We start from the raw sequence: 12940 nt of genomic DNA, 5'->3' as shown, positions 1-12940 counted from the left end.
GCCATTTGCGACATGGCCGCGATTTGCCTTTCCACCGGCGGTTCGAGGAGAGGGCGGGGCGTCGCTGGAAACAGTTGTTCGGGGCAGGCCGCTTTGATAGCGTGCGCCTTCCTTTCAAATGCAACTATCTTCAAATCGAGCCAAGAATGTCTTCCCAGCACCCGTCCGACCTGACCGACGTCCTCAAGTCCAAAAAGGATGCGTTCCAGATACCGGATGGCGTCATTTACCTGGATGGCAATTCGCTTGGCGTTCTGCCGAAAAACGTGCCCGACCGGATCGCCGAGGTGGTTCGCGAGGAATGGGGCACCAGCCTCATCCGGGCCTGGAACACCCACTCCTGGATCGATTTGCCCGGTCGCACAGGTGACCGGATCGCCCGCCTGATCGGGGCCGGCAAAGGCACCGTGGTCGCCTGCGACAGCACCTCGGTGAATGTCTTCAAGGTCCTGTCCGCGGCCCTGTCATTGCGGCCGGAACGCAAGGTGATCCTGTCGGACAACGGCAACTTTCCGACCGATCTCTATGTCGCCTCCGGCCTGAAACAGCTGCTCGACAAGGGGCATGAACTGAGGATCGTCGATCCGGAGGGCGTGCGTGCGGCCATCACCGACGACGTCGCAGCGGTCATGCTGACCCAGGTCGACTACCGCACCGGCCGCGTTCACGACATGGCGGATCTGACGCGTGTGGCTCACTCGGCGGGCGCCCTGGCGATCTGGGATCTGGCGCATTCCGCCGGGGCCATTCCGGTCGATCTTGCGGGCGCGAAGGCGGATTTCGCGGTCGGCTGCGGCTATAAATATCTCAATGGAGGCCCCGGGGCGCCGGCCTTTCTCTATGTGGCGCCGGAGCATCAGGACAAGGTAACCTCGCCGCTGACCGGCTGGATGGGGCACGAGGCGCCGTTTGCGTTCGATCTCGACTACCGTCCTGTCACGGGCATCAATCGCATGACCGTCGGTACGCCGGCGATCCTGGCCCTTTCGAGCCTGCACGCGGCTCTGGAGGTTTTCGAGGATGTCGACATGACCGATATCCGCCGCAAATCGATTTCCCTCAGCGAGCTGTTCATTGCCGAGGTCGAGGCCAGGTGTCCGCAGCTGGAACTGGCCAGCCCGCGCAACCCCGAAGCGCGCGGCAGCCAGGTGTCGTTCCGGTTCGCGGAGGGCTACGCGGTCATGCAGGCATTGATAGCGCGCGGGGTCATTGGCGATTTCCGGGCGCCCGACGTGATGCGCTTCGGCTTCACACCGCTCTACCTGTCTCACCAGGACATTGTCGACGCGGTCGGGATCCTGCAGGAGATCCTGGACACGCAAAGCTGGAACCGGCCGGAATTCAAGACCCGCGCCAAGGTCACATAGCCGCGATGCGCACCTGGCTTGAAAGCATGGCGACGAACCGCTCTTCCGGAACGGGTCTGGAATAGAGAAAGCCCTGGAACCGGTTGCAGCCGTTCTCCGACAGCCAGGTCCGCTGCTCGAGCGTTTCGACACCTTCGGCGACGATATCTGCATCCAGCGCCGATGCCAGTGACAGGATCAGTTTGACGATGGCACCGCCTGAGGCGATGTCGTTCATGAACATCCGGTCGATCTTGATGCCGTCAATCGGGTAATTGTGCAGATAGGCCAGGTTCGAATACCCGGTGCCGAAGTCGTCAATGACGATCCGGTAGCCGGCCTGCTTGAGCACCGACAAGGTTTCGAAGGCGTTTGGAATATCACCCAGAAGCACACTTTCCGTGATCTCCAGGGAGATCCTGCCGGGCTGACAGCCGGTTTGGCTTGCAAGAGAGGTCATGCGCGAGATGAAAAGCGGATCTGACATCTGCCGGGGCGAGACATTCATGGAAAGAGGCACGTCCAGGTTCTGATCTGAAAGGGCAGCCTGCATCCTGCCGACCTGGCGGCTGACCCACATGCCGATTTCGTTGATCAAGCCGGTCTCTTCCGCGATGGGCACGAATTCGTCCGGAGCCACCAGGCCCTTGTCCGGGTGCTGCCACCGGATCAAGGCTTCGCCGCCAACCACGCGCTCGGTCCGCGTACAGGCGATCGGCTGGTAGTACAGGACGAACTGGTCATCGCGGATGGCGCGTTCCAGGTCCTTCTTGATGGTCTGGTGTTCGTCGCGCAGGAGACGCATGCGTTCGCGAAAGCGTACGCATTTTTGCTTCACATCCGTTTTGGCCTGATAGAGCGCCAGATCCGCATGGCGCATCAACTGGTCGATGCCGGTGCCATCCTCCGGAAAATGCACGTAGCCGATGCTGAGGCCAACCTGGCGCGGTTTGCCCTCGATGAGCTGCGGGCTTGCAAAGGCGTTGAGCAGGGCCTGGCCGAACCAGTCCGGACTGTCGTGTTTGGCCCCTTCGAGATGGCAGATCAGGAATTCGTCGCCGCCCAGCCGCGCGACGATGTCATCCGGCCCTGCCAGCTCTCTCAGCTTCTGCGCGACCAGTTGCAGCAGCCCGTCGCCGGCGGCATGTCCAAGCGAATCGTTGACCATCTTGAAATCGTCGAGATCAACCAGATAGAGCGTGGCCAGTTGGGTATTGTCCCGAGCCGTCTGCAGGACCTGTGTCAGCCGCTCCTTCAGGTAGGTGCGGTTGGACAGTCCTGTCAGGGTGTCGTGGCTGGCAAGATATTGGGCCCGCTCCTTGGTTTCATGCAGTTCCGTCACGTCGATTTCGCTGACCAGATAGGCCGGTTGCCCCGTGACGGCGTCGTGACAGGCGCGGATCGTCAATTCGTGCCAGCGTTTGCCGGCGCTTGTCTGCATGTTGGCAACCAGACGGGAGGTGCGTTCGCGGGCGACAAGGTCGATCAGCCGTCGAGCGTCCGCGGGATCGACGAACTGGTCTTCGAACGATGTTTCCAGGCCGTTGCAGGCTGCCCGGGAAGCCGTGTTGCGATAGAGCGGTCTGCCATCTTCGGAATACAGCGAGATCATCACGGTTGTATGCATCAGCGCTTCGGCGCTTCGGAGCGTTTCCGGCTGCTGTTCGTGATGTGGCCGGCCCTCGCACAAGAGCGCCATGCGGCCGTCGGTCAGGCGGATCCCGCTCATCACCACCTGGAGAACCTGCGCCTTGCCCTGTGGATAGAGCGTCCAGATTTCGGAAAAGCTTACATCATGCTTGCAGAAGTCCTGCTGGTACTGTCGCAGCCGCTGCTCGACGGAATGGGACATGTCCGCAGCCATGTCGCGGGCCTGCAGTTCTTCAAGCGTTGCCGACCCCGTGATTTCCAATGCCTTTTGATTGGCCCAGAGAATGTGCTTGTGGTCGAAATCGAAGATCCAGACACCGGTGTCGAGGCGGTCGAAAATTGAAAAGATCAGGTCCTGATCGATTTTGCCGCCGGCAAATTGGAGCGGTTGGGCCGAGGTCTTTTCGTTGGGGGCGCTTAGGGTGTCCGGATTGTCTGGCATGTTGTCAGGTGCGTTCTCCACGATGAGCGCAATCGGCCCTTAAACGAAATACCAGTTCCAAATCGCTGATATTACGGCACTCTCGAAATGTAGACACAGCAAGTGTAATGAGAGGATATTTATCAATCAATTTAAAAGGGGGAAAAACTCCGGGAAACTTAATAAAGGAAACCGATTTGATTGATTTCGAGACAGTGAAAAATTGGTATTGATAAAATTTACATGGAATTCTACGATTTTGACGATCGTCTCGTGCGGCTGTCAAAGAAGTTGCAAACCCTGCAGATTTCCGACTGTCCCGGAGCGCACGAACCGGTGACCTTCTGGAGACGACATCCCGTCCGTCACGCGGGAAACCTCCGTAAATCTGCCGAAATTTGAGATCACGCGTTCCCGGGAATTGCAAATTCTGGAAAATCTTGCCCTTTCTGCGGTGGAACCCGGAGATTATGAGTTGATTGCGCTGTCAATGAAGTTAGAAGGACTGGACGCCGCGCCGTTGCGGGCCGTTAAGCGCCCGCTCGAACAATCCTGAACAATGGGAAGGGCGCGGCCAAAGGCAAGAAGAACGACCGTGGGGCGGCGAGGAGCGTGAATGCTGGAGCTTGATGAGCTCGTAATGGACTTTGGCGGGTTCAGGGCGGTGAATGGCTGCTCGTTCCGCGTCGAGGAAGGCAGTATTACGGGGTTGATTGGCCCCAACGGAGCCGGGAAGACAACCCTTTTCAACCTGATTGCAGGGGCGTTGCAACCGACCAGCGGCAGGATCCGGTTTCTCGGCGAGGACGTCACGCCGCTGGCCAGCCACCAGCTGTTCCACAAGGGGCTGGTGCGGACGTTTCAGATCCCGCATGAGTTTCATAAGCTGACCACCCTGGAAAACCTGATGATGGTGCCGCCGGCCCAGCCCGGTGAGCGCCTGTTTTCCAACTGGTTCACCTGGAGCAAGGTGAAAACGGCGGAAGCGGACGTCGAACGCAAGGCCTACGAGACGCTCGAGTTCCTCGAATTGACCCATGTTGCGCATGAACGGGCAGGAAACCTGTCCGGCGGCCAGAAGAAACTTCTGGAACTCGGCCGCACCATGATGACCAAGGCGAAGCTGGTGCTGCTCGACGAGCCTGCCGCGGGCGTCAACCGCACGCTGTTGCGCAAGCTCGAGGCCAAGATCGAGATCCTCAACAAGGAGCGCGGCTACACCTTCATCCTGATCGAGCACGACATGGAAATGATCGAGAAGCTGTGCGATCCGGTCGTCTGCATGGCCGAGGGCCGTGTGCTGATCGAGGGAGATTTCCAGACGGTTCGCTCCAACCCGCAGGTTCTGGAAGCCTATCTGGGCGAAACCACGGGAGATGCCGCATGAGCGCACTCCTGTCGATGGAAAACATCACCGGCGGCTACGGCGACGCGGACATCCTGCAGGATGTCTCCATGCATGTGGCCCCGGACGAGATCGTCGCCATTGTCGGTCCCAACGGCGCCGGCAAGTCCACGGCGATGAAATCCGTCTTCGGCATGCTGACCATCCGCGGCGGCAAAATGCTTTTCGATGGCGACGACATCACCAAATGGACACCGAACCGGATCGTCCAGCGCGGCATCTGCTACGTGCCGCAGGTCGACAACATCTTCCGGGAAATGTCGATCCACGAGAATCTCGAGATGGGCGGCTTCCTGAAAAAGGGCGATCTGACCGCCGCCTGTGACCGGGTCTACGATCTGTTTCCGGATCTCAAGGAGCGGCACAAGACACTGGCGGGCAGCCTGTCGGGCGGTCAGCGCCAGATGGTCGCCATGGGCCGGGCGCTGATGCTCGACCCGAAACTCCTGCTGCTCGACGAGCCGACCGCCGGGCTGTCGCCGAAATACATGGAACAGATCTTCCAGATCTGCCGGGATGTGCGGGACACTGGCGTGGCCATTCTGCTGGTGGAGCAGCATGCCAAGCAGGCCCTGGCCTTTGCCGACCGGGGCTATGTGCTGGCCGCCGGCAAGAACCGGCACGAGGGCACCGGCGCCGAACTGCTTGCCGACCGTGAAGTCGCCGAAATGTTCCTGGGGGGCTGACCGGTATGGAACTCTTTGACCTTCTGAATTTCTATGTCATTCCGGGCATCGTGCTCGGCTCCATCTATGCGCTCGGCGCCGTCGGCATCACGCTGATCTTTGCCATCCTGCGTTACGCGCACCTGGCCCACGGCGATCTTGCGACACTTGGTGCCTTCATCGCGCTCGCGGTTGTCACCGGCCTTGGCGTGTCGCCGCTCGTCGCCCTGCCGATCGCGATCCTCGGCACGGCGGCTGTCGCCGTCGGCATCGACAAGCTTTTCTACGAGCATCTGCGCGAGCGGCCCAAGATCGTCACCGTGATGGCCTCGCTCGGCATTGCCCTGATGGTGCGCTCGGTGATCCAGGTCGTCTGGGGTGTCGACACGGAAACCTACACGCGCGGAATCGTCCGGCCGGAAAACTATTTCGGCCTGCGCATCCGCGACCGCGAGATCTACACCGTCCTGGCGCTGATCGTGCTGGTCGGCGGCCTGCAGCTGTTCCTGACCCGCTCGAAATGGGGCAAGGCCATGCGGGCGATGTCCGACAACCCGAACCTGGCGCTGCTCTCGGGCATCGACAACAAGAAGGTCGTCATGCTGACCTGGATGATCGCGGGCGGGCTCTGCGCGGCCTCCGGTTTCTTCCTGGGGCTGAACACCGAGCTGAAATCGATGATGGGCTGGCACATGCTGCTGCCCATGTTCGCCGCCGCCATTCTGGGCGGTGTCGGCCGGGTCGAGGGGGCTGTCCTCGGCGGGCTGATCGTCGGCATTGCCGAGGAATTGTCGGTGCTCGTGATCCCGAGTGAATACAAGGCCGCCATGGCCTTCGCCATTTTGCTGTTCATGCTGCTTGTGCGCCCGACCGGGTTGCTCAAGGGCAAGGTACTCTAAGGGGGAGGACGGACATGGAACTTCTCGGTCTCGTCAACTACGCCCTCTTCATGGCGATCTTCATCTGCATCTACGCGCTGCTGGCGCTGGGGCTGAACATCCAGTGGGGCTTTGCCGGCCTCTTCAATGCGGGCATCGCCGGTTTCTTCGCCGTCGGCGCCTATACGTCCGCGATCCTGACGACAGCCATGGAAGCGGACCGCATTGGCGGGTTCGACCTGCATTTTGTCATCGGCTGGATCGGGGCGATGCTGGCGGCGGCCCTGGTCGCCTGGCCGATCGGCAAGATCTGTCTGCGCTTCCGTTCCGACTACCTGGCGATTGCCTCCATCGGCATCGCCGAGATCATCCGTCTGGTGATCAAGTCGGAACCGGCACTGACCAACGGCGCGCGCGGCATTTCCAGCATCCCGCGGCCCATGGGCGATATCGGCTACATGGAATCGCAAGTCGCCTATCTGGTGATCGTGCTTGCGGTCCTGATCGCCGCCTATGTGCTGGTCGAACGCCAGTTCAATGCCCCCTGGGGCCGCATGATGCGCGCGATCCGCGACAACGAGGGTGCCGCCAAGGCGATGGGCAAGGACGTCGAGTTCCGCCGCCTGGAAGCCTTCATCTTCGGCGCGGCCCTGATGGGGCTCGGCGGGGCGCTGTTCGCCCATTTCAACCGCTCGATCACGCCGGAAGCCATCGATCCCATGGTGGCGACCTTCCTTGTCTGGATCATGCTGATCCTTGGCGGGTCCGGCAACAACCGGGGCGCGATCCTCGGCGCGGCCGTGGTTTGGATCATTTGGTCCGTATCAGAGATTGCAACGGATCGCCTTCCGCATGAATATGCGGTTCAGGCAAAATACATCCGCCTGTTCCTGATTGGCCTGATGCTGCAGCTCGTGCTGCGGTTTCGGCCGGAAGGGCTCCTGCCGGAGCCCCTCAGAGGAGACCTGCGGAGTACAAAATCCGGGACGGACCACTAGGCCCGTTCCTTCTGGGCGGTACTCGCCATATGAGTGTGTTGCCCTGAAAATTCAAAGACCCGGCAAAGACCGGATAATTGAGGAGGTACTTATTATGAAAACCAAGATTCTCGCGCTCGCGGCAGGCCTGATGACGGCAACCGCGCTGGCATCCGTCCCGGCACATGCCGATGTCAAGATCGGCCTGCTCGGCGGCGTTTCCGGCCCGATCGCCGCCATGGCTCCGGCCATGATCGACGCGGCCCAGCTGGCGGTCCAGCAGGTCAACGAGCAGGGCGGTATCGGTGACGGTGAAAAGCTGGTAGGCGTGGTCGGCGACAGTGCCTGCAACCCGCAGAACGGCACGGACGCCGCCACCAAGGCGGTCAATATCGAAGGCGTTGTCGGCGTCGTCGGTCCGCATTGCTCGGGCGCCGTTCTGGCTGCTGCCGGCTCCGTCACCATTCCGGCCGGCATCACCATGATCACGCCGTCCGGCACGTCTCCGGAAATCACCAACCTGGAAGACAAGGGCACCGTGTTCCGCACCGTGCCGTCCGATGACTACCAGGGCCGTGCGCTCGCCCGTACCCTGAAGGACCAGGGCTACGGCAAGGTCGCGGTTGCCTATCTCAACAACGACTACGGCACCGGTCTCGCCAACGCGTTCAAGGCGGAATATGTCGACGAGCTTGGCGGTGAAATCACCGCGTTTGCGGCCCATGAAGAAGGCAAGGCGTCCTACCGTTCCAACCTGGCCGAGCTGGCCAAGGGCGGCGCCGACACGCTGGTCATCTTCGACTACGGCGACGGCACCGGCCTGACCATCCTGCGCCAGGCCCTGGAAAACGGCTTCTTCGAGAAGTTCGTCGGCGGCGACGGCATGAAGTCCGACGCGGTGATCAACGAACTGGGTGCGGAAAACCTCTCCACCTTCGTGTCGTCTTCCCCGGTCGGTGAAAAGTCCGAGTCGCTCGACCTTTTCAACGAAGCCTTCAAGGGTGTCGGCGGCGATCCGGATGCGATCTTCGCCAACACGTCCTACGACGCCGCCTTCCTGCTGGCGCTGGCCATTGAAAAGGCCGGTGGCGACAAGGCCGGCGTTGCGGCGGCCATGGTCGAGGTTTCCAACGGCGAAGGTGAAACCATCCGGCCGGGCGAGTGGCAGAAGGCGAAAGAGCTGATCGCAGCCGGTACCGCCATCGACTACAAGGGTGCCGCAGGCGACCACAACTTCGACGCCAAGGGCGACGTTCCGGGCACCTATGCCCTGTGGGAAGTCGGCTCCGACGGCTTCGAGGTCGTCACTGAAATGAAGTAAGTTTCTTCATCTGAAGAGATTTTGCGGGACCGGCGGCTCGAAAGGGCCGCCGGTTTTGTTTTGGGGAAGGGAACGCCTTCCTCTCCATCGTCAATCCGGATCGGCGCGCAGCCGCGCTGCACTTGTCCGGATTGACGGCCGTGAATGCTTTCCTCCCTTACCCCGTCCCCAAATACCCGCTATACACGCCGCCATGCGTGATCTGGATGTTCTTGTGCTCGGCGGCGGTGCTGCCGGTCTGATGTGTGCGATTGAGGCGGCAAAACGCGGGCGCAAGGTGCTGGTGATCGACCATGCCAGAAAGCCCGCCGAAAAGATCCGCATATCGGGTGGCGGGCGCTGCAACTTCACCAATATTCACTGCGCGCCGGCGAATTTCCTGTCTGAAAACCCGCGTTTCTGCGTCTCGGCGCTGAAGCGCTATACCCAGCACGATTTCCTGTCCCTGGTCGAGAAGCACCGTATCCCCTGGCACGAGAAAACCCTCGGCCAGCTCTTTTGCGACGACAGCGCCAAGGACATCATCCGCATGTTGCTGGACGAGCTGGACGCCGCCGGCGGCGCGCTGCAGCTTGAAACGGAGATCAAGGCGGTCGAGAAGCCTGACGACCGCTTTTCCGTGTCGACGTCCAAGGGACCTCTGCGCGCCAGGTCGCTGGTGGTCGCCACCGGCGGGCCGTCGATCCCCAAAATGGGCGCGACCGGGTTTGGTTATGACCTCGCGAAGCAATTCGGTCTTGATGTCATCCGGCCGCGCGCGGCGCTGGTGCCGTTGACCTTTTCCGATGCCAACAGGGAACTGTGCGGCCGCCTTTCGGGTGTCTCGGTGGACGCGAAAGTGTCGTTCGGCAAGACCACCTTTCGCGAAGGCCTGCTCTTCACCCACCGGGGGCTGTCCGGGCCGTCGATCCTGCAGATCTCGTCCTATTGGAAGGAGGGCCAGCCGATCTCGGTCAACCTGGTTCCCGAGGCGGATGTTTTCGAGACCCTGCGCCGGGCACGCCAGGAAACACCGAAACAGGATCTGAAGACCGCGCTTGGCCTGCTGCTGCCAAACCGGCTGGCGGAGGAGCTTTCCGGCACCTTCTCTTTGAAGGGGCGTCTCGCCGACCAGTCCGACAAGGTCTTGCGCCGGGCAGCGGACCAGCTCGGGCGCTGGCAGCTGACCCCGGTCGGCACGGAAGGCTACCGCACGGCGGAGGTCACGCTCGGCGGCGTCGACACGAAGGAACTCTCTTCCAAGACGATGGAAAGCACGAAGGTGCCAGGACTCTATTTCATTGGCGAGGTGGTCGATGTCACCGGCCATCTCGGAGGCTTCAATTTCCAGTGGGCCTGGTCGTCCGGGCACGCGGCAGGGCAGTTCGTCTGAATTCGGAATCCCTCAGACCTCGTCACGGTTTAGACCATGAACATTTTCTGATGACCGTTCCTCATTCGCCGTTATACTGTCGCCAAACGGGGGAATGAATGAAGCGTGTAACGATCCATGATGTGGCCGCGGCGGCAGGGGTCAGCCTGGCGACGGTCGACCGTGTGCTGAATGGCCGGCCGGGCGTGCGCAAGGTTACCATCGAGAAGGTCAACCAGGCGGTCGACACGCTGAACTACAAGCCGGATGTCTTTGCCGCGGGCCTTGCGAAGAAGCGGCTCTACCGGTTCCACTTCCTCATCCCCAACGGCCCCAACGCGTTCATGGAGGACCTGACCCGCGAGGCCCTGTCCCACGCGGAAACGCTGAGCGGCGACCGTATGCATGTTCATGTCGAACCGATCGACGCCTTTGACGGCCATCGTGTCGCCGGAACGCTTGCGGTGCTCGACCGCTCCCAATGCGATGGCGTTGCCGTCGTCGCGCCTGCCTTTCCGGAAGTGCGCGCGGCGATCGACCGGCTGCAGGATCGCGGCGTGCCGGTGGTGACCCTGGTCTCCGATCACCCGTCTTCCACCCGGCAGCATTTTGTCGGTATCGACAACCTGGCGGCGGGCCGGACCGCGGGGCGCCTGCTCGGCCGCTTCCTGCCGCGGGCCCCGGGAAAGATCGCCCTGATCGCCGGATCTCTTGGCCTGCGTGACCACGCGGACCGCTATGCCGGTTGCCGGGAAGTGATCGAGGCCGACTTTCCGCATCTGAAGCTTCTGAAAGTGCGCGAGGGCCGGGACGACAATCTCCGCAACGAGGATCTTGTCGGCAAACTCCTCACCGAACATCCGGATCTTGCCGGGCTCTACAACATAGGTGCGGGCAACAGGGGGACCATTGCCGCGCTGTCGGCCTCGGGACGGGCCGCGGATCTCGTCTTTGTCGGCCACGAACTGACACCCTACACATTTGACGCGCTTCGGAACGACGTGCTCGATGCGGTCATTGCCCAGGACCCGGGCCACGAGATCCGCAGCGCCATCCGTGTCCTGAAGGCACTGTGCGACAAGGCTCCAATCATCGAGGGCCAGGAGCGGATCGGGATCGACGTTTTCCTGAAAGACAACCTGCCGGAGACTTTTGTGCCGGCTGACACACAGCCAGACAACTAGAAGAAACGGGATCGGTGAGGAACCCCTTGGGAGGCCTGGAATGAGTAACGCACCTCAAAAAATTGAGAACCCCATTCTTCCGGGGTTCAATCCGGATCCGTCGATCTGCCGCGTCGGCGACGACTATTACATCGCAACCTCCACCTTCGAATGGTTTCCCGGGGTTCAGATCCACCATTCGAAGGATCTGAAACACTGGAGGCTGGTGACGCGGCCGCTGACCCGTCCGGAGCAGCTGGACATGCGCGGCAACCCGGATTCCTGCGGCATCTGGGCACCGTGCCTGACCTACGCGGACGGCCTGTTCTGGCTGGTCTACACGGACGTCAAACGCAAGGACGGTTCGTTCAAGGACGCGCACAACTACATCGTCACGGCGCCAAACATCGAGGGGCCCTGGTCGGATCCGGTCTATACCAACTCCTCCGGGTTCGATCCTTCGCTGTTTCATGACGACGACGGCCGCAAGTGGCATCTCAACATGATCTGGGATCATCGGGTCGGGACCAACTCCTTCGCCGGCATCGCCCTGCAGGAATTCGATCCGGCGGCGGGAAAACTCACCGGACCGATCCGGAATATCTTCAAGGGAACCCCGCTCGGTCTTGTCGAGGGCCCGCATCTCTACAAGCGCGACGGCTGGTATTACCTGCTGACCGCCGAAGGCGGCACGGGCTACGACCACGCGGTGACACTGGCCCGGTCGCGGCACATCGAGGGGCCGTACGAGGTTCATCCGGATACCCATGTGGTCACGTCCCGCCTTGACCCGGACAATCCCATCCAGCGGTCGGGGCACGGCGATATTGTCGAGACCCAGTCCGGCGAGACCTATCTGGTGCATTTGATGGGCCGCCCCAGGCTCGGTCAGAACCGTTGCCAGATGGGACGGGAAACATCGATCCAGAAATGTGTCTGGGGCGAGGACGGCTGGCTGCGGCTGGAAGCCGGCGGTGTTGCGCCCGAACGGCAGGTGAAGGCGCCGGACCTGCCCGCCCATCCCTTTCCGGAAGAGCCGGACCGGCACGACTTCGACGCTCCGGACCTGCCGATGGTGTTCCAGTGGTTGCGCACGCCCTGTCCGGACCGGATCTTTTCCCTGAATGCGCGGCCCGGCCACCTGCGACTCTTCGGGCGCGAATCCGTCGGCAGCTGGTTCGAGCAGGCGCTGGTTGCCCGCCGGCAGACCGGCTACGACTACGAGGCTGAGACGCTGGTCGATTTCCAGCCGGAAAATGCCCAGCAGACGGCCGGCCTGATCGCCTATTACGGTCGCAGCCAGTTCTTCTGCCTGGCCATCACCGAGGACCATGATCTCGGCCGCGTCCTGACGCTGCTGACCTGCCCGGGAGACGCAGCGGACGGGACCCTCCGGACACCGCTGGACACTCCCGTGCTGCTGCCCGAGAACGGCTCTGTCGGCATGAAAGTGACGGTTGAAGGCATGGCGCTCCGGTTCTGGTACAGGACCGGCGAAGCGGACTGGCAGCGCGTCGGTCCGGCCTTCGACGCGACCCTCCTGGCGGACGAAGCCGCCGGTCGTGGCGCGCATGGCAACTTCACGGGGGCCTTTGTCGGCATGCACGCCATGGATACGTCCGGTCAGGGCAAGGCCGCGGATTTCGACTATTTCAGCTACCGGAACCTGGAATAGCGGGCGAATTTCAGCAGAATTCAGGCCGGTATTTGCGAAAACTGGCCTGAAATACTCAAATTTTGAATTGACGTTTCGGGTCACGCAC

General features: G+C 61.7%; 10 protein-coding genes. 9 read left to right on the top strand and 1 reads right to left on the bottom strand.

All coding sequences use genetic code 11. The features are described 5' to 3' along the window. Window positions 1–146 precede the first annotated feature (146 nt). Window positions 147–1367, top strand: a complete 1221-nt coding sequence (gene kynU, locus O6760_RS01690; RefSeq protein ID WP_269583763.1) for a kynureninase — start codon at window positions 147–149, stop codon at window positions 1365–1367. Here kynU and O6760_RS01685 read toward each other — a convergent pair. Continuing rightward, window positions 1360–3438 carry a putative bifunctional diguanylate cyclase/phosphodiesterase gene (locus O6760_RS01685; RefSeq protein WP_269583762.1) on the bottom strand — a complete coding sequence of 693 codons (2079 nt, stop codon included), beginning with the start codon at window positions 3436–3438 and terminating at the stop codon, window positions 1360–1362. The two genes, kynU and O6760_RS01685, sit on opposite strands and share 8 nt — an antisense overlap. A gap of 595 nt (window positions 3439–4033) precedes the next feature. Here O6760_RS01685 and O6760_RS01680 point away from each other — a divergent pair. From O6760_RS01680 to O6760_RS01645, 8 genes are all read left to right on the top strand, one after another. After that, window positions 4034–4804: an ABC transporter ATP-binding protein gene (locus tag O6760_RS01680; protein WP_269583761.1), complete on the top strand. Its 771-nt coding sequence runs from the start codon at window positions 4034–4036 to the stop codon at window positions 4802–4804. Then, window positions 4801–5508 carry an ABC transporter ATP-binding protein gene (locus O6760_RS01675; protein ID WP_269583760.1) on the top strand — a complete coding sequence of 236 codons (708 nt, stop codon included), beginning with the start codon at window positions 4801–4803 and terminating at the stop codon, window positions 5506–5508. Before O6760_RS01680 ends, O6760_RS01675 begins: the two co-directional genes overlap by 4 nt. Window positions 5509–5513: 5 nt before the next feature. Then, complete coding sequence (locus tag O6760_RS01670) at window positions 5514–6386, top strand: branched-chain amino acid ABC transporter permease (RefSeq protein ID WP_269583759.1); 873 nt, start codon at window positions 5514–5516, stop codon at window positions 6384–6386. A 14-nt stretch (window positions 6387–6400) separates the two neighbouring features. After that, a complete protein-coding gene (locus O6760_RS01665) occupies window positions 6401–7363 on the top strand; it encodes a branched-chain amino acid ABC transporter permease (RefSeq protein WP_269583758.1) in 963 nt (320 codons plus the stop codon). Window positions 7364–7457: 94 nt separating this feature from the next. Next, window positions 7458–8663 carry an ABC transporter substrate-binding protein gene (locus tag O6760_RS01660; RefSeq protein WP_269583757.1) on the top strand — a complete coding sequence of 402 codons (1206 nt, stop codon included), beginning with the start codon at window positions 7458–7460 and terminating at the stop codon, window positions 8661–8663. Between the two features lie 193 nt (window positions 8664–8856). After that, window positions 8857–10035, top strand: a complete 1179-nt coding sequence (locus tag O6760_RS01655) for an NAD(P)/FAD-dependent oxidoreductase (protein WP_269583756.1) — start codon at window positions 8857–8859, stop codon at window positions 10033–10035. A 98-nt stretch (window positions 10036–10133) separates the two neighbouring features. Beyond that, a complete protein-coding gene (locus O6760_RS01650) occupies window positions 10134–11198 on the top strand; it encodes a LacI family DNA-binding transcriptional regulator (RefSeq protein WP_269583755.1) in 1065 nt (354 codons plus the stop codon). A 40-nt stretch (window positions 11199–11238) separates the two neighbouring features. Next, window positions 11239–12852, top strand: a complete 1614-nt coding sequence (locus O6760_RS01645) for a glycoside hydrolase family 43 protein (RefSeq protein ID WP_269583754.1) — start codon at window positions 11239–11241, stop codon at window positions 12850–12852. Window positions 12853–12940: the final 88 nt, after the last annotated feature.

Origin of the sequence: Roseibium sp. Sym1 (assembly GCF_027359675.1) — a bacterium.
GTDB lineage: Bacteria > Pseudomonadota > Alphaproteobacteria > Rhizobiales > Stappiaceae > Roseibium.
This window is presented reverse-complemented; position numbering and strand designations above follow the sequence as displayed.